The sequence below is a fragment of the Martinezella sp. CNPSo 3732 genome (genome assembly GCF_057784515.1).
The window spans coordinates 199242-219738 of sequence record NZ_JBXSOO010000002.1 but is presented as its reverse complement, the minus strand read 5'-3'; the positions used below and the strand labels follow the sequence as shown (position 1 = coordinate 219738).

The following is a 20497-nucleotide window of genomic DNA, read 5'->3' as shown; positions in this document are numbered from 1 at the left end:
CCTATCGCGTTTAGGTCCGCGCCTATCCGCAACAGGAGCTGAGCCGCGCATGAGCTCGAAAGACGATATCAACAGCCAGCTATCGGACGCGGCAGACCTGCCACCATGGCGGACAACAAGCTCGACGCGCCTTGTTCATGATCGCTGGCTGAAGGTTCGTGCGGATAACTGCGTGACGGCGGAGGGCGTGGAGATCGCGCCCTATTACGTGCTGGAATATCCCGATTGGGTCGAGATCATTGCGCTCGATGCCGAGGATCATATCTACCTCGTTCAGCAGTATCGTCACGGCCTCGGCGTCGTGGCGCTCGAGCTCCCTGGCGGAGCCGTGGATGCGAGCGACGCGAGCCCGGTCGAGGCGGCCGCGCGCGAGCTGCGCGAGGAAACCGGGCTTTCATCCACCGAATGGGATTACGTCGGCAAGCTTGCACCAAATCCTGCCACGCATACAAACCACTCGCATATCGTTATTGCCCGCAATGTCGAACTTGCAAGCAAGCCGGCGGACGACCCGACCGAGCGCATCCGGTTGATCCGCATGCCGATCCGCCAAGCAATCGAGCTGGCGCTGGAAGGCAAGATGATCCAGGTCATCCATGTTGCGGCGCTGACCCTTGCCCTTCACAAGGCGGGCAAGTGGGACGTGCCGAAACCCAAGCCCTGACTACGATTTCCTCTCCGCCCACACGGCATCGAGCGCGCCACGCGCGATCCGCACCATGGCATCTACTTCCTCATGGGTGATAATGAGCGGCGGCGAGGCCAGCATGCGGTCTCCGGTGGCGCGCAGGATCAGGCCGTTCGCCAGGGCCTGGTTGCGGACGGCGGAACCTATAGCGTCAGGCTTTTCGAAACGGCGACGCGTCGCTTTATCGGCGGCGAGCTGCAGGCCGCCCATCAAGCCGATGCTGACGGCTTCGCCGACCATGTCGTGATCGGCAAGGCTGCCCCAAGCCTTGGCGAAGTAAGGGCCGATATCGTCGCACACGCGCTCGACCAGCCTTTCCTCCTCGATGATCCGCAGATTTTCCAGCGCCGCTGCCGCACAGACTGGATGGCCGGAATAGGTGAAGCCGTGATTGAATTCGCCGACTTCATTGATGAGCACATCGGCGATGCGGTCGCTGACGAGCAAGCCGCCAATCGGCAGGTAGCCCGACGACAGTCCTTTAGCGATCGGTGCGAGATCCGGCTCGACGCCGAAGTGCTGATGGCCGAACCAGGCGCCGAGGCGGCCGAAGCCGCAGATCACCTCGTCGCAGACGAGCAGGATGTTCCTTGTCTTGCAGATGCGTGCGATCTCGGGCCAATAGGTCGATGGCGGAATGATGACACCGCCGGCGCCCTGGACCGGCTCGGCGACGAAGGCTGCGACATTGTCTTCACCCAGTTCGTCGATCTTGGCTTCGAGTTCGCGAGCGACCTTGAGACCAAATTCCTCCGGCGAGAGATCGCCACCCTCGGCATACCAATAGGGCTGGCCGATATGGACGACGCCAGGGATCGGCAGGTCGCCCTGCTCGTGCATGTATTTCATGCCACCCATGCTGGCACCGGCGACCGTCGAGCCGTGATAACCGTTCTTGCGGGCGATGATGGTCTTCTTCGTCGGCTTGCCCACAGCGCCCCAATAGACCCTCGCCATGCGGAACCAGCTATCATTGGCCTCCGAGCCGGAATTGGTGAAGAAGACATGGTTGAACTGCGGTCCGGCATGGGCGCAGACCTTCTCGGCAAGAAGCGTGGCAGGCGTAGTCGTGGTGCCGAAGAAGGTGTTGTAATAGGGCAGTTCGTTCATCTGTCTGGCAACGGCGTCGGCGATTTCGGTGCGACCATAACCGATGTTCACGCACCAGAGGCCGGCAAATCCATCCAGATACTTCCGTCCTTCCGCATCGAAAATATAGACACCCTCGCCGCGCTGGATGACGCGGGCACCCTCGGCATTAAGCTTGCGCATATCGGCAAACGGATGGAGGTGATGGGCGGCATCAAGGGCGGCGAGATTGGAGCGGCTTGGTGTGTCGGACATGGCTTATTCGAACCCTCTTTGAATTGGCATTTGTCAGGCAAGTCCACCGACGCCGCGACGCAGCCGGACTTGACTGCAAGCCATCTTGGTTTACGACCATGCCGTGAGCATCGAGGATTTACAAGAGCATGGCGGCCGACAACGCAACCGAAGGTAACGCGCGCATCGAGGTGCTGATCTCGGACATGAACGGCCGGCTGCGCGGCAAGCAAATCCCAATTTCAGCCGAAAAGAAGGTCTGGTCCGGCGCCGTGCGGCTGCCGACCTCGACGCAATCGCTCGATATCTGGGGCGATGACAATGACGATATTACCGGCCTGTCGCTGGCGATCGGAGATCCGGACGGGACCTGTGTCGCCGACAAGCGCACGCTCGCCGACATGCCCTGGGCGCCGGCGGGATCGAAGCAGGTGCTCGGCACCATGCACGAGCTCGACGGCAGCCCGAGCTTCCAGGATCCGCGCGCTATTCTTTCGGCCGTTGTCGATCGCTACAAGGCGCTCGGCTTGACGCCCGTCATCGCGACCGAGCTGGAATTCTACCTTCTGGCCGGAGACTGGCGCGACAGAGGCGTCCCGTCGCCGCCGCCTGCCCTAACCTATCAGGGTGAGCCCAACGGCTTTCAGCTCTACGACATGGATGCCGTCGATCTTCTTGACGATTATCTCGAAACGCTGCGCGCTTACGCGCGGGCGCAGGGATTGCCGGCGGATGCAATGACGGCGGAGTTCGGCCCCGGTCAGTTCGAGGTCAACCTGCTGCACCGCCCGGATGCGCTGGCCGCTGCCGATGATTGCATCATGCTGAAGCGCGTGGCCGAGCAGGCGGCGCGCAAGCATGGCCTGAAATCGACCTGCATGGCAAAGCCCTATACCGACCATGCCGGCTCGGGACTGCACGTGCATGCCAGCATCATCGACGCTCAGGGGCGCAATGTCCTCGATGCGGCCGGCGGCGAGCCGAAGAGGCTGAAGTCGATCTGCGCGGGCCTCCTGCAGACCTTGCAGGATGCGCAGCTGGTGTTTGCGCCTTATGCCAACTCATACCGCCGCTTCCAGCCGGGCTCATTTGCCCCCGTCGATCTCACCTGGGGCTTCGGCCATCGCGGCACGGCCGTGCGCATCCCGGAAAAGGACGGGCCGGGCGCGCGCATTGAGCACCGCGTCGCGGGCGCCGATGCCAATCCCTATCTGATGCTGGCGGCAATTCTCGGCGGTATGTTGCTGGGCCTTAAGAACGACCTCGATCCGGGTGAGGAGACGACGCCGGCTTACGTGCCGGCCGATGCGCCCAAGCTGACGCATGATTTCCTGACCGCGGTGGAGCGCTTTCGCGCCTCCGCCTTCATCGCCGATGTCTTCGGCGAGCGATATCAAAGGCTCTATGGCGATACCAAGCACAAGGAAGCGACCTGCCATCTGCGAACCGTCTCCGATTTCGATTATCGCACCTACCTACCCCGCCTCTGAATCCGTCAAATAGCGACGCTGTCGATGGCGCCCTCACGGGCACCGCTGGCGGCGGTCCCCTCTCGCACCATCACCTTGAGTTCGCCTGGGTGCACCTTGAGCGTCACGTCGCGCTCGAGAGGCAGCAACTCGCCATCCATCACACAGTTGGCAAGCTGGCGCAGTTTCGGGAAATGCAGATGCACCTCCGGTGCGTGCATGACCATGACATCGGCATTTTCGCGAACCCGGCCGCGCAGCATGTCGATGGCAAGTCGTGCGACACCGAGCGGTCGCAGCGGCTTTGCCGTGTAGAAGCCCAGCTCGCCGCTGCGCAGGCTATCGGCATAGAGCAGCGCATTGGCGCCGAAGGGATTGTTGGAGACCGAGATCGCCGAAACATGCCGGCGCTCGCGGATGCCACCGGCCTCGAAGTCGACGTCGAATTCCGGTGGATTGGCAATAACGCCGAAGGCGGCGCGGGTGCTTGCGGACATTTTTCCAATGCGCGAGCGATAAGTGTAGCCATTGCGATAACGGACCATGCGCGCATGCAAGCCCGCTGAAAACTGGTGAATGAAAGCGCGACCGTTGGCGCTGCCGATATCGACATTGTCGACCTCACCCGTCGCGAGCACGTTCAGCGTCTGCCATATGTCGAGCGGCAGGCGCAGAGAACGGGCAAAGAGGTTCATGGTGCCGGCCGGAATGACACCGAGGGCGACGCCGTTTTTCCAGGCGATGGCCGCAGCAGCCGAAATCGTGCCATCGCCGCCGCCCGCAACGATCCCGTCAATGTCGTCGCGGCGTGCAGCACGCTCCATCGCCGAGACGACGTTGCGCCCCTCCACGACAACAGCTTCGAAATCGTGACCGGCGTCACGGAAGACCTGCTCCGCTCTCTTTTCATAGGCAGCCATGTCAGTCGTGCGGAACGTTCCGCCATCGCGATTGAAAAAGCCGATCAACTTCATCGGGGGCTCTCGGTCGTTCCGCAAATTGTATCAGGGGCAAAGGCCCGTGCGCTTCTTCTCAGATGGTTTTGGAGAGAACGATTTCAAGCGCTGTAGCCGTTTCGCCGAGATCGGCTGCAGCGCACTTATGCATGATCCGCCATGCTGCACTGCAAAAAATGCACGCGACAGAAACATTGCCCTCATTGATAGTATCAACAAGGGTGTGTCCATGCCCCCGTGTCCCTTATTCCATTTTGATGCACTGAGCGCCGAATGCCGGGATTTGCCGCATCATTCGCGGCGCTTGAATTTGGTGTGCCGCCCAAGGAGTTTCCGTGAGCGATATTTCCGTCGAGGCCCTCGATAGCCAGACCATCGTCGAAGCGCCGTCTCGCACCGCCATAGCGCTGGTGACTTTGGCGCTGGCCGTCGGCAGCTTCGGTATCGGCACGGGTGAATTCGTCATCATGGGACTTCTGCCCAATGTTGCCGACACCTTCGGCGTCACCACTCCGGAAGCAGGTCATGTGATCAGCGCCTATGCGCTCGGCGTCGTCGTCGGTGCACCAATCATCGCCGTGCTCGCCGCCAAGATGGCGCGTCGCACGCTGCTCCTGCTGATGATGGCGATCTTTGCCGCGGGCAATATTTCCAGCGCTTTCGCACCGACTTTCGAAAGCTTCACGGCGCTGCGTTTCATCACCGGCCTGCCACATGGCGCCTATTTTGGGGTTGCCGCCCTCGTTGCTGCCTCGATGGTGCCGGTACACCGCCGCGTGCGCGCCGTCGGCCAGGTCATGCTCGGCCTCACGATCGCGACGCTGATCGGTACGCCGATCGCGACTTTCCTCGGGCAGCTTCTGAATTGGCGCGCAGCCTTCATGATGGTCGGCGCCATCGGCCTCGCCACCATGCTGCTGATCGCCCTTTTCCTCCCCAAGGACAGGGTCGAGGAAGGCGCCAGCATCGCCCGTGAACTCGGTGCGCTGAAGCGCATCCAGGTCTGGCTTTCTCTCGGCGTCGCTGCCGTCGGCTTCGGCGGCATGTTTTCGATCTTCAGCTATGTCGCCACGACGACGACCGAAGTCGCCGGCCTTGGCTCCGCCATGGTGCCGGTCGTGCTGGCTCTCTTCGGCATCGGCATGAATGTCGGCAACATCGTCGGCTCGCGCCTTGGCGATATCTCCATCAAGGGAACGATCGGCGGCATGATGATCTTCAATATCATCATTATGACGCTCTTCTCGCTGACAGCGGCTAACCCGATCATGCTCTGCATCTGCGTCTTCCTCATCGGCTGCGGCTTTGCCGCCTGCCCGGCCGTGCAGACGCGGCTGATGGATGTGGCCGCGGATGCGCAGACCCTAGCTGCTGCGTCCAATCACTCCGCCTTCAACATCGCCAATGCGCTCGGCGCCTGGCTGGGCGGTTTGGTGATCTCCTGGGGCTTCACGGCTGCCGCGACCGGCTATGTCGGTGCGGTGCTCTCCGTGGCAGGCCTTGCAGTCTTCGCCGTTTCAGTTGGCTTGGAGCGCCGCACCGGGCGCGCATGACATGCCTGGGGCACCCAGCTGCTGGCGCCCATCGCGGCAAAATACATTCTCCTCGCCCCAGGCGGCCATCGCCTTGATGATCGGCCCCAGGCTGGCGCCAAGCGGCGTCAGCGCATACTCGACGCGCGGCGGCACCACCGGAAAGACGGTGCGTGACAGCAACCCGGATTCTTCCAGTTCGCGCAATTGCTTGGTCAGCATGCGCTGCGTCACCGACGGCAGTTTGCGGCGGATTTCGTTGAAGCGCAGCGTTCCTTCCATCAGGTGAAACAGGATCACGCCTTTCCATTTGCCATCGAGCACGCTCAGCGTCGCCTCGACCGGGCAACCAGGAAAATTTCCGACGAGCTTGGAGCGGGGAACCGACATCGACAGTATCCTTTTTGTACCTACGTACAGAAATTGTGCATTCTTGCGCCTTTTAAGGATAATGCGCATCTAGCCTCTGTGCAACCAACCCAGGAGCTTCTTCCATGCGCGCAGTCGCCTATAAACAACCACAACCCATTTCCGCAGAGACATCGCTGATCGACATCGAGCTGCCGACGCCCGAGGCAAAGGGCCATGATCTGCTGGTCGAAGTGAAGGCCGTTTCCGTCAATCCGGTCGACGTCAAGGTCCGCGCCAATGTCACCCCACCCGAAGGCGAATATAAGATCATCGGCTGGGATGCTGCCGGCATCGTCAAGGCGGTCGGGCCCGACGTCACCATGTTCAAGCCGGGAGACGAAGTCTTCTATGCGGGTGCCATCAATCGCGACGGTTCGAATGCCGAATTCCACCTCGTCGACGATCGCATCGTCGGCGCCAAGCCCAAGAGCCTCGATTTTCCAGCGGCTGCCGCACTGCCGCTGACTTCGATCACCGCCTATGAAACGCTGTTCGACCGGCTGAAGGTGCAGGATCCGGTTCCCGGCGCGGCCAATGCCATTCTCATCATCGGCGGCGCCGGCGGCGTCGGATCGATCGCCATCCAAATCGCCCGCGCGCTGACCGATCTCACTATCATTGCGACGGCATCCCGCCCGGAAACGCAGGCCTGGGTGAAGGAATTGGGCGCCCATCACGTCATCGATCATTCGAAGCCGCTTGCGCCACAGATCGAGGCGCTTGGTATCGGCGCCCCCGCATTCGTCTTCTCGACCACCAACACGTCGGATCATATCGCCTCGATCGCCGAGGCCATCGCGCCCCAGGGCCGGTTCGCCCTCATCGACGATCCGAAGACGCTCGATGTCGTGCCCTTCAAGTGGAAGGCGATATCGATCCATTGGGAGATGATGTTCACTCGCCCCCTCTACCACACGGCCGACATGATCGAACAGCACAAGCTATTGACGAAGATCGCCGAGCTGGTGGATGCCGGCAAGATCAGGTCGACGCTGAGCGAGACCGCGGGCACGATCAATGCCGCCAATCTCAAGAAGGCGCATGCCCTCGTCGAGACCGGCAAGATGAAGGGAAAGGTCGTTCTGGTGGGCTTCTGAGCGACCGATATTCGCGACAGATCAGGCCGGGCGAATGTCGTCCGGCCGCATTGTTTTAACGCATTTGCACCGGGTTTTGTTGCATTGCAAAAATTTGCAGCCGCCTAAACAAATTTTTATCGCAGGATCGAGCGTTTAGGCATCTCCGCCTCTTGACTTTTCATGCCTTCGGCGCGACTTGTCCGCACGTGGGGAACAGCGTTTTCCATACCGATTAACCGGAGCCATCTTTCGATGCCTAGCGACAGTAGTAGTCGATTGCCTTTGCCGTCAGTAGCATTCGTGCACTAACCGACTCCTGTCGGCTCGCCACGATCCGCTACGACGGCGGATCGACCGGAAAGGCGAGCTATAATGAACATCAACAGCTTTCCCGCGCGGGCCGGCAATGCCGCTCGTGCATTCATCAATAATAATCGCGCCGTCACCATTGCGGAACGCGTCGAGGCTCTGAACGCAACAGACGTAGCGGAGGCTGCCCGCATCCTCGCCAAAATGCCGGAAGAGCGCGCCGTGCGCATTCTCGACCGGCCGGAACTGCGCAACGCACCCGCCATTCTCGAAGTCATGGGCAATGCGGATGCCGCGCGCCTGCTGCATGGCATGTCGAACGACCGCGTCGCCGACGTGCTGCTCGAAATGGATGTCGACACGCGCGCCCGTCTCTTCGCCACCTTCGATGACCATGCAAGGCAGGCGATCCAGAGCCTGATGGGCTATCCGCCGCGCACCGCCGGCGGCATCATGACGACGGAATTCGTCAGCGTTTTCGCGAGCTGGACCGTTGCCCAGACGCTCGATCACGTTCGCCAGGTCGAGCGCTCCCGCGAAACCGTCTATGCCATCTATGTGCTCGATGACGAGACGCATGTGCTGCTGCATGTCGTGACGCTGCGCCGTCTCATCACCGGCGAGCCGGATGCCTGCATCCTGACCGTGGCCCAGAAGGGTGTGCCCGTCACGGCACCGCCGCTGATGAAGCAGGAGGACGTCGCGCGCCTGATCCGCCGCCACGATCTGCTGGCACTTCCTGTTGTCGACGACAAGGGCCACATGCTCGGCATCGTCACGGTCGACGACGTCATCGACACGATGATCGCCGATACGACCGAGGACGCCCAGAAGTTCGGCGGTATGGAAGCCCTCGGCCAGCCCTATATGAAGATCAGCTTTGCGGGCATGATCCGCAAGCGCGCCGGCTGGCTTGCAGCCCTCTTCCTGGGCGAAATGCTGACCGCAAGCGCCATGCAGCATTTCGAAGGAGAGCTGGAGAAGGCTGTCGTACTGACGCTCTTCATCCCGCTGATCATGAGCTCGGGCGGCAATTCCGGCTCGCAGGCAACCTCGCTCATCATCCGGGCGCTGGCGCTCGGCGAACTCAAGCTCTCGGACTGGTGGCGCGTGGCCTTCCGCGAGTTGCCGACGGGAATCGTGCTCGGCGCAATCCTCGGCCTCGTCGGCTTCGCCCGCATCGTGCTCTGGCAGAACATCGGCCTCTTCGATTATGGCCCGCACTGGCAGCTGGTCGCACTTACGGTTTTCGCTGCCCTCATCGGCATCGTCACCTTCGGCTCGCTCGCCGGCTCGATGCTGCCATTCGTCTTGCAGAAGCTGCGCCTCGATCCGGCTAGCGCGTCGGCGCCCTTCGTCGCGACGCTGGTCGATGTCACCGGCCTTGTCATCTATTTCTCGGTCGCGCTGCTGATCCTCAGCGGAACGATGCTCTGAGGACAATCAGATTCTCATCGAAAGGGGCCAGCAATGGCCCCTTCTGTGTTTTCACTCCGGCTGCTTCATTCAGGCTGCGGCAGTTTCAGAGCACCATTGGTCTTGATGGTGCGGATGGCGAAGTTCGAACGCAGATCGACCACGCCGGGAAGCACCAGAAGTTTTTCCGACATCACCTTCTCATAGGCAGCAAGATCCTCCACCACGACCTCCGCCAGGAAATCGGCCGTACCCGAAATCAGATGGCAGGCGACGACTTCCGGAATGGCGAGCAATGCTGCCTGCTGCGTCTCGGAATTCTCCTTTGAATGATGACCGACCTTGAGTTCCACAAAGACCGTCAGACCGAGGCCGGCCTGCTTGCGGTCGATATCTGCGCGGTAGCCGCGCAAGAGTCCGGATTTTTCCAGATTTCGGATGCGCCTCAGGCAGGGAGACGGCGAGAGATTTACCCGCTCGGCGATCTCGACATTGGTGGCGCGCGCATCCTCCTGCAGACAGTTGAGGATCGCAATATCGAACTTATCCAGTTTTGGCATATCCGGGAAACTTGATCTCTCATATTGGCAGATCATTGCTCATAGCATGATTTCTGAGCCAGAACTAGCAAGGACATGCCTCGGCCTTCGGCGCTATATTTTCCTCATTCGAAAGAGAACCGGATCGTTGGAAAGGATATGTCGATGACCGCTTTGTCTCTCTCCACCCGCAAGGCAACCCCCACCATGGTCGGCTATGCCGGTGCCATCGTGACCGTCTTGATCTGGGCAAACTGGATTCTTGCCACACGTCATACAGCCGAAACGCAGATGGGCACCATCGATCTCGGCCTGATCCGCTACGGCGTTCCTGCTCTGGTGCTTGCTCCCGTCTGGTGGCGGACAGGCCTACTGCCGAAGAGCGTGCCTTTGAAGTTGCTGGCGCTGATGGTCTGCGGCTCCGGCGCCCTCTTCTTCCAGCTCACCACCTTCGCCATCCAGTTCACGCCGGCATCGTCGGCCGGCATTCTGCTCGGCGGCTCCATGCCGTTAGCTGCCGCCCTGATCGGCGTGCTGCTGTTTCGCGAGCGGCTCGATATCACCCGTTGGCTCGGTCTTGGCGGCATCGTGGCGGGCGTCGTCATCCTGCTTGCCCGCAGCCTCTATGGCGTCCAGATCTTCTGGGAGGGCTTTACGCTGCTGCCGCTTGCCGCCCTGCTCTGGGCGACCTATACCCACGCCTTCCGCCGCTCCGGGCTGAACGCCGTGCAGTCGAGCGCCATCATCGCCGTCTGGTCGTTCCTGATCCATGTCGCACTGGCCGCCATCTTCGGCAGCTCGCTTGCCTCGGTGCCGCTGCCGGAAATCGGCCTGCAGATCGTCAGTCAGGGGCTGCTGTCAGGCCTTGCCGCCACACTGGCCTATGGTCTTGCCGTCCAGGCTCTCGGCGGCACGCAGGCCGCAGCCTTCACCGCGATTACGCCGGTTCTCGCCACCATCGGCGGCGGCTTTCTGCTCGGTGAAGAAATCGGAATGGCCGGCATTGCCGCAGCGATTGTTACGGGACTAGGAGTGGCGCTTTCGACCGGGGTACTGGCCCGGAAGGCCGTCCAGCACTAGTTCGCATCTTGTGGAGATATGGAGGGGTTCAGCGAAATGCTGAGCCGCTCTTTCTGTTTGCCGATGCAATTCATCGAGCAAGGATCAAAATCGAAGCGCCATGGCGACGCGCCTGATCGGATCGGCACCGTGGGCAGCCTCATTCTCCAGGATCTGCGTGAGAACGGCTGGCCTTTCCTCGTCATCCAGAACGCGAAATCCCATTGAGGCATAGAACGGCGCGTTGAAGGCCACCTGCCGGTCTGTGGTCAGAGTGACGCCCGCAGCACCTTGAGCTCGGGCCGTTTCAATCGCAGTCTCCATCAGCCGGCGCCCGACGCCTCGCTTCTGCCAACGCCTGACCACATCGAGTTCGGCGATATGGACCGAGCCATCTTTGAGAAGGCCGGCCACGAAACCGAATGGCTGATCCATGCCGTCGACGGCAACGAACAGCAAGCCTTTCGCAAGGGATTGCTCCAACACGTCAAGCGGCAGCGACGTCGGCTCGCAAGCGACCGCGCCGGCCTCATGCAGAGCCCAGAAGGCATCGATCTCGATGGCGGCGAGCAGATGCAGTTCGTCGGCCCTGGCCGAACGGATCGTCCAGACGCCCAGTTCGATCTCCGTCATCGCATCTCACATATTCGGATAGACCGGTCCTTCGCCGCCCTGCGGCGGCACCCAGTTGATGTTCTGGTTGGGGTCCTTGATGTCGCAGGTCTTACAGTGGACGCAGTTCTGGGCGTTGATGACGAAGGTATCCTTGCCGTCCTTCTCCACCCATTCGTAGACGCCGGCCGGACAGTAGCGCGTCGATGGACCGGCATAAACGTCATGCTCCGAATTCTTCTGCAGTGCCATATCCTTGACCTGCAGATGCACCGGCTGATCTTCCTCGTGGTTGGTGTTCGACAGGAACACCGAGGAGAGGCGGTCGAAGGTCAGCACGCCATCCGGCTTCGGATAGTCGATCTTCTGGTGCTGGGCTGCGGGCTCTAGGCTCTGCGCGTCCGTCTTGCCGTGCTTCAGCGTGCCGAAGAAGGAGAAGCCGAACAGCTGGTTCGTCCACATGTCGAGGCCGCCGAGCGCCACGCCGATCGCCGTGCCGAACTTCGACCACAGCGGTTTGACGTTCCGGACGCGCTTCAGATCCTTGCCGATGTCGGAGGTGCGCCATTCATTCTCGATCTCGATCACTTCGTCATTGCCGCGACCGGCCGCGATCGCCGCGGCGATCCTGTCGGCCGCGAGCATGCCCGACAGCACCGCATTGTGGCTGCCCTTGATGCGGGGAACGTTGACGAAGCCGGCCGAACAGCCGATCAGCGCGCCACCCGGGAATGTGAGCTTCGGCACCGATTGCCAGCCGCCCTCGGTGATGGCACGCGCGCCGTAGGAGATGCGCTTGCCGCCCTCGAAGGTGCCGCGGATGGCCGGATGCGTCTTGAAGCGCTGGAATTCCTCGAAAGGGTACAGATAGGGGTTTTTGTAGTTCAGGTGCACGACGAAGCCGACGGCGACCAGATTGTCCTCCAGATGATAGAGGAAGGAACCACCGCCGGTCTTCATGCCGAGCGGCCAGCCGAAGGAGTGCTGCACTAGGCCTTGTCTGTGGTTCTCCGGCTTGACCTCCCAGAGTTCCTTGATGCCGATGCCGAACTTCGGCACATCGCTGTTGCGCGCGAGATCGAACTTGGCAATCAGCTGCTTGGCAAGCGAGCCGCGCACACCCTCACCGATCAGCACATATTTGCCGAGCAACGCCATGCCGCGCGTATAGTTCGGGCCGGGTTCGCCGTTCTTCTCGATGCCCATGTCGCCGGTCGCGACACCGATGACGGCGCCCTCGTCATTATAGAGCACTTCGGTCGCGGCAAAGCCGGGATAGATCTCGACGCCGAGGGCTTCGGCCTTTTCGGCCAGCCAGCGACAGACGTTGCCGAGCGAGACGATATAGTTGCCGTGATTGCTCATCAGCGGCGGCATCAGGAAATTCGGCAGGCGGATGGAGCCAGCCGGCCCCAGGAACAGGAAATGATCATCCGTCACCTCGGTCTTGAAGGGATGCCCCTCCTCTTCGCGCCAGCCGGGCAGCAGCCGGTCGATGCCGATCGGATCGACGACGGCGCCTGACAGGATATGCGCGCCGACTTCGGCTCCCTTCTCGAGCACGACGACGGTCAGATCCGGATTGATCTGCTTCAGCCGGATCGCAGCCGACAGGCCCGCTGGACCTGCGCCGACAATCACGACGTCGAATTCCATGCTCTCGCGTTCCGGCAACTCGCTGGCGTCAGTCATTCATCTTCTCCGCTTGGCCGGCGCCCGATGATCTTGGACCACGGCCTCATCCCCTTTGGGCGTCTTCCCCATTTCTGTTATCTCTTGTCAAAATGGGAAGGGATTGTCGAGCCGGGAAGCGACAGGCAATCCCCCAATTTGCCCAACACGTAAAACAAGTTAAATTACTCTTACGTTAACGTCAATATTCCGATGGTATTTGCGACCACCTGCGAAGTGCGCCTTCCATAGTCCTCCGATGGCTCTATAAATGCCGATCAGACAATCCGAATAGCAAGAAGGGTGATCAAGATGGATCTTGGTATTGGCGGAAAGCGCGCGCTGGTGCTCGCGTCGTCGAAGGGGCTGGGCCATGGCATCGCAGTGGCGCTCGCCCGCGAGGGCGCGAATGTCTTGCTCTGCGGCCGCAGCGGCGAAAGGCTCGAGAACAATTGCAAGGCCATCAATGCCGAGGGCAAGGGTCGGGCGGATTGGATCTGGGCGGACCTCAATGACGAGAACTTCGTGGATGTGGTCACCAAGGCAGCCATAGAGAAGCTTGGCGGCATCGATATTCTCGTCAACAACAGCGGCGGACCGACGCCCGGCACGACGGAAGATATGACCGCCGACCGGCTGGAGACCTATTTCATCTCCATGGTGTCCCGGATCATCACCCTGACCACTGCGCTCTTACCAGGCATGAAGGCACAAGGCTGGGGACGTATTCTCACCGTCGCCTCCTCCGGTGTCGTCGAGCCCATTCCCAATCTCGCGCTTTCCAACACGCTGCGCCCGGCGCTTGCCGGCTGGAGCAAGACGCTGGCCAGCGAAGTGGCTGCGCATGGCATCACGGTCAACATGCTGCTGCCGGGCAGCATTGCGACAGATCGGCTAGCCGAGCTCGATACCGCCACAGCCAAGCGCGGAGGCAGGAGCCTCGAAGATGTCAGCGCCGAGCGTCAACAGCGCATTCCCGCCGGTCGGTATGGCCGCGTCGAGGAATTCGCCGCCACCGCCGCCTTTCTTTGCAGCGAACCGGCGAGCTACGTGACAGGCATCATGGTCCGCTGCGATGGGGGAGCTGCTCGCTCTCTTTGAGATCGCCACCGGCGAATAGAGTGCGGGGCCCTTGCAATAGGGCCTGACAACACAATTCCGTGAGCTGAAGCAACGCTTCTATGCACGCTGCAGCACATCTCCACACTATAAATACCGCCTAAAGCTGTTTTTGCCGACCGATTATTACATAGCGGCAATCAAAAAATAGTCATTTGGCTGTTTGTTGCACCGCACAAACAGAAACAATTCGAAAGCTTTCCAAGCTTTAATTTTTCGTCGTCCGGAACTGTGGTAGATTGCACGGCATCAACGTTCATGAATTCGCGTTAAAGGGACAGAATTACCGAACGTTAGCGGCGACGGCGATGTGATGAATTGCGGCGAAGCTCGTTTTTGTTGTGCGACGCAATAAATACACTTCAACGTCACTGCGCTTCCTGCAACAAGCCCCGACCGGTTCTTTAAGTATGAAAAAATTCTGGCTTCCCCTCGGCCTTCTTGTCGTCGCAGCCCTTGCCGCATGGGGCTATCGCGACCGTATTCCTTTCCTTTCCGCATTTGTCGATCAAGCCTCAGCAGAAACCAAAGATACCGGCAAGGCGGCGCAGGCCGGCGGCAAGCGTCAGGCCGGCCCAATCGCGGTGAAGACCGTTGCCGCCGTCAAAACTTCGCTCCCCATGGACGTTCCCGCGACCGGCTGGGTCGTGCCGATCGATTCAACGACGATCGCCGCACAGGAAGCCGGGCTGATCACGCAGATCGCGGTAAAAGATGGCGCGACGGTCAAAGCTGGCGACCTGATCGCAAAGCTTGATCCGCGCACGGCACAGGCTGCCGTCAACAAAGACCAGGCGAACATTACGAAAGACCAGGCAAACCTTGCCCAAGCGGAGACCGCGCTGACCCGTGCCAATAGCTTGCTTACGAGCAGCGCCGGCACTCAGGCGACTGCCGATGAAGCACGTGCGACCCGCGACTCCGCCATTGCCACGCTCAGCGCGGACCAGGCACAGCTTGCCTCGGATCAGGTCCTGCTCGGAAATACCGACATACGGGCACCCTATGATGGCCGCCTTGGCGATGTTCAATTAAGCCTGGGGGCTTATGTCAGCGCCGGCACGCCGATCGTGACGATCAGCAAATATGATCCGGCATATATCAAGTTTACCATGCAGGAAAACAATCTGCGCGAACTGCAGGAACAGCTGGCCGCGGGTCCTGTCCACGTCACCACCGTTCCCCGTTCCGCACAGGGCAAGCCTCGCACCGGGACGATCACCTTTTACGACAACACAGTCGACCAGGCTTCCGGAACCATTGCCGTGAAGGCAACCTTCGAAAACGCCAATGGTGCCTTGTGGCCGGGACGCTCCGCGAATGTCATGGTTCACTTCTCCGACAACGAGCAGCTGATCGTCGTGCCGACGGTTGCCGTCAGCCCGGGGCCGGACGGCTATATCGCCTTTGTGGTGAAGGACAACAAGGTCAAGATCACGCCGGTGACAATTGCTCGCGCCAATGGCGGTCGCACAGCTGTCGCCACAGGCCTTTCGGTCGGCGATCATGTCGTTGTCGAAGGCCAGTCGCAACTGAACAACGGCACCGAAGTCAAGGAACAGTTCAGCGACAATCCAAACGAGAAGGTCGCTTCGGCCGATGATGGAAAAACCGAAACCATCGCAGTTGGAGCGCAACAATGATCCCGACCTTCTGTATCCAGCGTCCGGTCGCGACCACGCTCCTCGCGATCGGCGTGGTGCTTGCCGGTCTCGCCGGCTATCAGCTCATCCCCGTCGCAGCAGTGCCGCAGGTGGATTTCCCGACGATCAACGTCTCGGCCCAGCTGACGGGCGCCTCACCACAGACAATGGCGACATCGGTCGCCACGCCGCTGATCAAGCAGTTCGAGACGATCCCCGGCATCAGCGAAATTTCTTCGACAAACTCGCTTGGCAATACCAGCATCGTGCTGCAGTTCAATCTCGACCGCAACATCGACGCCGCCGCCGGTGACGTGCAGGCAGCGATTTCGACCGCGCAAAGAAAACTTCCCAACAACCTGACCACCCCGCCAAGCTACAGGAAGACCAATCCGGCCGACGCGCCTGTCATGCTGATCGCCGTACAAAGCGATACCTTGCAGCGCAGCAAGCTCGACGATATCGCCGAGAACATCATCTCTCCATCGATCTCGACACTGCCTGGCGTCGCTGAAGTGACCGTAAACGGGGCGCAGACCTACGCGGTGCGTATCGACGTCGATCCGAACAAGCTTCTGGATCGCGGCATCGGTATCGACACGGTCAACACAGCCGTTGTCAACGCCAACAACCAGGTCCCGGTCGGCACGTTGCAAGACTCGGCGCAAAGCATGACGATCAATGCGGATACGCAGCGCGTCAACGCCGACGAGTTTCGCACGCTTGTGATTGCCAATCCCAACGGCAAGCCAATTCACCTAGGCGACGTCGCCGACGTCCAGGACAGCGTCCAAAACCAGAATATCGGTAGCTGGTATGATGGCCAGCGAGCGATCATTCTGGCTATTCAGCGCCAGCCCGATGCCAACACCGTCGACGTCGTCGATGCCGTCAGCAAGACACTGCCGAAGCTGCAGGCCGAAATGCCGGCTTCCGTGAAAATGACCGTTATGAACGACTCGGCCCAGCCAATCCGCGAGGCCATCTCGGACGTCAAATTTACCTTGCTGCTGACCATCGGCCTCGTCGTTCTCGTCATCTACCTGTTCACGGGCCACGTGACGGCAACGATTATCCCCGGCCTCGCCGTGCCTCTTTCGCTGATATCAACTTTCGGCATGATGTATGTGCTCGGCTATAGCGTCGACAATATCTCGCTGCTCGGGTTGACGATCGCTGTGGGCCTCGTGGTGGACGACGCCATCGTCATGCTGGAGAACATTCTACGGCACATGGAAGAAGGCATGCCTGTGCGGCAGGCGGCCATCCAGGGCGCGGCCGAAGTCAGCTATACGATTATCTCCATGTCGGTCTCGCTCATCGCCGTGTTCATCCCTATCCTGCTGATGGGCGGCGTCGTTGGCCGTATTTTCAACGAGTTCGGGATGGTCGTGGCAATCGCCATCGTGTCGTCCGCGGTGGTCTCGCTGACCGTCACGCCGATGCTCGGTTCGCGTCTTTCCAACGCCCACAACCATCCTCCCCTGCCGGTGCGCCTCTTCAACAAGGGCTTCAACTGGACCGAGGTCAACTACGGCAAGGGCGTGGAATGGTGTATTCGCCATCGTTACATCGTGCTTGGAAGCTTCCTTGCTTCGGTCGCGCTCTCGGCCTACCTCTTCCTGACGCTGCCTGCCAGCTTCTTCCCGCAGGAAGACATCGGCCGGCTGCAGATTTCAACGCGCGCCCGCCAGGATATTTCCTATCCGGCGATGCGTGACCTACAGAACCAGGCCGCTGCGGCGATCAAGGCGAATCCCGCCGTTGAGCACGTGATGTCGGTGGTCGGTGCCAGCGCGCGTCAGACACTCAACAACGGTACGATCTACGCTCAGCTGAAGGATAAGAAGGATCGTCCGCCGCTCGACCAGACTTTGCGCGAAATGCGCGCCGCCGTCGCCAAAATCCCGGGCATTCAGGTCTTCATCAATCCTCAGCAAAGCCTTCGCTTCGGCGGACGCCAGACCGCCAGCCAATATCAGCTCGTCATCCAAGCACTCAACGCTGATCTGACGAACCAGTGGGCCAACAAGATGCTGCAGGAGATGCGAAAGGATCCACGCTTCACCGACGTGACCACCGACGCGCAATACAATGCGCTGCAGGCCAATATCGTGGTCGATACCGAGAAAGCCGCCGCCTATGGCATCAACAACAACCTGCTGCGCACCACGCTTGAAGAGGCCTTCAGCGACTACGCCGCCGCACAGATCCAGTCCACCGGCGACAGCTACGACGTGATCATCGAATATGATGCAAACCAGCCTTGGGACGACCAGAAACTGTCGCGTATCCATGTTACATCCTCGAGCGGCCAGCAGGTTCCATTGTCGGCCTTCGCGCACATCGAGCGCAATACCGGTCCGGTGACCATCAACCAGACCGGTCAGCTCGTCTCGACCACCGTATCCTTCAACCTGCCGGCCGGCGAAGCGCTCGGCGACGCTACGGCGCAGATCGAACAGATCAAGAAGGACATCAACATGCCGGCGGACATCTTCACGTCCTACGGCGGCACGGCGCAGATCTTCCAGCAGTCGCAGGGCAGCACGCCCTATCTGATCCTGGCTGCGGTGCTGACGATCTATGTGGTTCTCGGCGTTCTCTACGAGAGCTTCATCCACCCGCTGACCATTCTGTCCGGTCTGCCGGCCGCCGCTCTCGGCGCGCTGCTTGCGCTGAAAATCTTTGGCTTCGACTTGTCGGTCATCGCGCTCATCGGCTTGCTGATGCTGATCGGTATCGTCAAGAAAAACGCGATCATGATGATCGACGTGGCGCTGGAAACGCTGCGCTCGAGTGCTGGCATGTCGCCGGCGGAAGCGATCCACGAAGCCTGCGTACGCCGTTTCCGCCCGATCATGATGACCACCTTCTGCGCCCTGCTCGGCGCCCTACCGATCGCGGTCGGCAGCGGCGCAAGCTCCGAGCTGCGCCAGCCGCTCGGTATCGCCGTGGTTGGCGGCCTGGTGGTTTCGCAGCTTCTGACCCTGTTCATCACGCCGGTCATCTTCCTTGAGATGAACCGCTTGAGCGACTTCCTCGGTCGTTTCGGCCGGCGCAAGGACGGCGAGCCGCACCAGAAGGAACCCCCGTCGGCGATCGCCGCGGAATGACAAAACGGGCGCCGAAAGGCGCCCATTCCTTTTCCCACAAAGCGAAACGCATCGCCGGTGAAATACTGTCGTCGGATGCCACGGCGTGGCAAAAATAAAAGCACCTTCACGTCTTGAACTTGACGTCCAGCCATGTCATGACGCGCCCTCTTTGCGACAGGGCGCGTCATGCGTCCCATCAGGGGCTTGGCCCCAATCCAGACAATTTCGACGGAAAGGAGTGCGGGCATGGCTCGGGCGCTTGGTTTCGACTTCGGCACGACGAACACGGTTCTGGCGATGGCCGACGGACCGGCGACACAATCGGTCGCCTTCAACAGTGCTGCCGGCACCGCCGACAGCATGCGCACGGCTCTCTCCTTCATGAAGGATCCGGGGCTGGGCGCGGCCGCACTCAAGGTCGAGGCCGGGCACGCGGCCATCCGGCAGTTCATCGACAATCCCGGCGACTGTCGCTTCCTGCAGTCGATCAAGACCTTTGCGGCAAGCGCGCTCTTCCAGGGCACGCTGATCTACGCCAAGCGCCACAGCTTCGAGGATCTGATGGAGATCTTCGTGCGCCGTCTGCGCGCCTACGCCGGAGAGGGATGGCCGGAGAATGTTTCGCGCATCGTCACCGGTCGACCGGTGCATTTTGCCGGCGCCAATCCGAACCCTGCCCTTGCGACCGAGCGCTACAATGCTGCTCTTGCACGGTTCGGCTTTCCGGAAATCCATTATGTCTACGAGCCGGTCGCAGCCGCATTTTATTTCGCGCAGCACCTGAAGAAGGATGCGACCGTGCTGGTGGCCGACTTCGGCGGCGGCACAACCGATTATTCGCTCATCCGTTTCGAGACTCACGGCGGCAAACTGACGGCGACGCCGATCGGCCATTCCGGTGTCGGCATCGCCGGCGATCATTTCGATTTCCGGATGATCGACAACATCGTCTCGCCGGCCATCGGCAAGGGCAGCTTCTTCAAGAGCTTCGACAAGCTGCTGGAAGTACCGACCTCCTATTACGCCAATTTCGGCCGCTGGAACCAGCTTTCGATCTTCAAGACCTCGCGCGAATATGCCGACCTGAAGACGCTGGTGCGCAGCAGCCTGGAGCCGGAGAAGCTGGAAACCTTCATCGAACTCGTCGAGCATGACGAGGGCTATCCGCTCTATCAGGCCGTATCGGCGACGAAGATGGCGCTTTCGAGCCAGGAAGAGGCCGAATTCAATTTCCCGCCGCTCGGCAAGGCCGGCCGCAAGCATGTGCGCCGCGCCGATTTCGAGACGTGGATTGCAGAAGACCTCGTCCGCATCGAAGGGGCGCTGGATGACGTGCTGACAACGACGAACACATCGCCCGATGCGATCGACAAGGTATTCCTGACGGGCGGCACCTCCTTCGTTCCCGCAGTACGGCGCATCTTTACGGAACGCTTCGGCCGGGAGCGGATCGAGACGGGCGGCGAATTGCTGTCCATCGCCCATGGTCTGGCCCTGATCGGCGAGCGCGACGATATCGCCCAGTGGACTGCGTGAGATCGCGCCGTTCCCGGCCCTTTCGTTCCTGCGCCGC

At 60.8% G+C, this 20497-nt stretch carries 16 protein-coding genes; 10 read left to right on the top strand and 6 right to left on the bottom strand.

Annotated elements, in window-relative coordinates; all coding sequences use genetic code 11:
- Positions 1-49: 49 nt before the first annotated feature.
- On the top strand, positions 50-664 hold the full coding sequence (locus AC13RM_RS05905; protein ID WP_374815937.1) for an NUDIX hydrolase: 615 nt from the start codon (positions 50-52) through the stop codon (positions 662-664).
- Here the strand turns inward: AC13RM_RS05905 and AC13RM_RS05900 are convergent, their stop codons facing one another.
- On the bottom strand, positions 665-2032 hold the full coding sequence (locus AC13RM_RS05900) for an aspartate aminotransferase family protein (RefSeq protein WP_374815935.1): 1368 nt from the start codon (positions 2030-2032) through the stop codon (positions 665-667).
- A 128-nt stretch (positions 2033-2160) separates the two neighbouring features.
- Here AC13RM_RS05900 and AC13RM_RS05895 point away from each other — a divergent pair, with 128 nt between their 5' ends.
- Positions 2161-3501, top strand: a complete 1341-nt coding sequence (locus tag AC13RM_RS05895) for a glutamine synthetase family protein (protein ID WP_374815934.1) — start codon at positions 2161-2163, stop codon at positions 3499-3501.
- Between the two features lie 5 nt (positions 3502-3506).
- On the opposite strand, the gene AC13RM_RS05890 is transcribed toward AC13RM_RS05895, so the two are convergent.
- Positions 3507-4454, bottom strand: a complete 948-nt coding sequence (locus AC13RM_RS05890) for a diacylglycerol/lipid kinase family protein (RefSeq protein ID WP_488554700.1) — start codon at positions 4452-4454, stop codon at positions 3507-3509.
- Between the two features lie 317 nt (positions 4455-4771).
- Here AC13RM_RS05890 and AC13RM_RS05885 point away from each other — a divergent pair, with 317 nt between their 5' ends.
- On the top strand, positions 4772-5989 hold the full coding sequence (locus AC13RM_RS05885) for an MFS transporter (protein ID WP_374815930.1): 1218 nt from the start codon (positions 4772-4774) through the stop codon (positions 5987-5989).
- On the opposite strand, the gene AC13RM_RS05880 is transcribed toward AC13RM_RS05885, so the two are convergent.
- Positions 5954-6358 (bottom strand): winged helix-turn-helix transcriptional regulator, encoded by a 405-nt coding sequence (locus tag AC13RM_RS05880; RefSeq protein ID WP_285173648.1) that lies wholly within the window; start codon positions 6356-6358, stop codon positions 5954-5956. The two genes, AC13RM_RS05885 and AC13RM_RS05880, sit on opposite strands and share 36 nt — an antisense overlap.
- Positions 6359-6462: 104 nt before the next feature.
- On the opposite strand from AC13RM_RS05880, the gene AC13RM_RS05875 reads away from it, so the two are divergent.
- Both AC13RM_RS05875 and mgtE read left to right on the top strand, forming a co-directional pair.
- Complete coding sequence (locus AC13RM_RS05875; protein WP_374815928.1) at positions 6463-7476, top strand: zinc-binding alcohol dehydrogenase family protein; 1014 nt, start codon at positions 6463-6465, stop codon at positions 7474-7476.
- Between the two features lie 354 nt (positions 7477-7830).
- On the top strand, positions 7831-9204 hold the full coding sequence (gene mgtE, locus AC13RM_RS05870; RefSeq protein WP_488554699.1) for a magnesium transporter: 1374 nt from the start codon (positions 7831-7833) through the stop codon (positions 9202-9204).
- Between the two features lie 65 nt (positions 9205-9269).
- Here the strand turns inward: mgtE and AC13RM_RS05865 are convergent, their stop codons facing one another.
- Positions 9270-9743 carry an Lrp/AsnC family transcriptional regulator gene (locus tag AC13RM_RS05865; RefSeq protein WP_112335727.1) on the bottom strand — a complete coding sequence of 158 codons (474 nt, stop codon included), beginning with the start codon at positions 9741-9743 and terminating at the stop codon, positions 9270-9272.
- 144 nt (positions 9744-9887) lie between these two features.
- Here AC13RM_RS05865 and AC13RM_RS05860 point away from each other — a divergent pair, with 144 nt between their 5' ends.
- The gene (locus tag AC13RM_RS05860) at positions 9888-10802 is read left to right on the top strand and encodes a DMT family transporter (RefSeq protein ID WP_374815925.1); all 915 of its coding nucleotides are present in this window, start codon (positions 9888-9890) and stop codon (positions 10800-10802) included.
- 84 nt (positions 10803-10886) lie between these two features.
- On the opposite strand, the gene AC13RM_RS05855 is transcribed toward AC13RM_RS05860, so the two are convergent.
- Both AC13RM_RS05855 and AC13RM_RS05850 read right to left on the bottom strand, forming a co-directional pair.
- A complete protein-coding gene (locus tag AC13RM_RS05855; RefSeq protein WP_374815924.1) occupies positions 10887-11414 on the bottom strand; it encodes a GNAT family N-acetyltransferase in 528 nt (175 codons plus the stop codon).
- Between the two features lie 6 nt (positions 11415-11420).
- Entirely contained in the window at positions 11421-13085 is a 1665-nt protein-coding gene (locus tag AC13RM_RS05850; protein ID WP_374815922.1) for an electron transfer flavoprotein-ubiquinone oxidoreductase, read from the bottom strand.
- A 291-nt stretch (positions 13086-13376) separates the two neighbouring features.
- Here AC13RM_RS05850 and AC13RM_RS05845 point away from each other — a divergent pair, with 291 nt between their 5' ends.
- The 4 genes from AC13RM_RS05845 (at position 13377) to AC13RM_RS05830 (ending at position 20460) form a co-directional block, all read left to right on the top strand.
- Positions 13377-14165: an SDR family oxidoreductase gene (locus AC13RM_RS05845; RefSeq protein ID WP_374815921.1), complete on the top strand. Its 789-nt coding sequence runs from the start codon at positions 13377-13379 to the stop codon at positions 14163-14165.
- A 428-nt stretch (positions 14166-14593) separates the two neighbouring features.
- Positions 14594-15826 carry an efflux RND transporter periplasmic adaptor subunit gene (locus tag AC13RM_RS05840; protein ID WP_374815920.1) on the top strand — a complete coding sequence of 411 codons (1233 nt, stop codon included), beginning with the start codon at positions 14594-14596 and terminating at the stop codon, positions 15824-15826.
- Positions 15823-18942 (top strand): efflux RND transporter permease subunit, encoded by a 3120-nt coding sequence (locus AC13RM_RS05835; protein WP_374815918.1) that lies wholly within the window; start codon positions 15823-15825, stop codon positions 18940-18942. Before AC13RM_RS05840 ends, AC13RM_RS05835 begins: the two co-directional genes overlap by 4 nt.
- Positions 18943-19170: 228 nt before the next feature.
- Entirely contained in the window at positions 19171-20460 is a 1290-nt protein-coding gene (locus tag AC13RM_RS05830; protein WP_374815916.1) for an Hsp70 family protein, read from the top strand.
- The last annotated feature ends 37 nt before the right edge of the window (positions 20461-20497 follow it).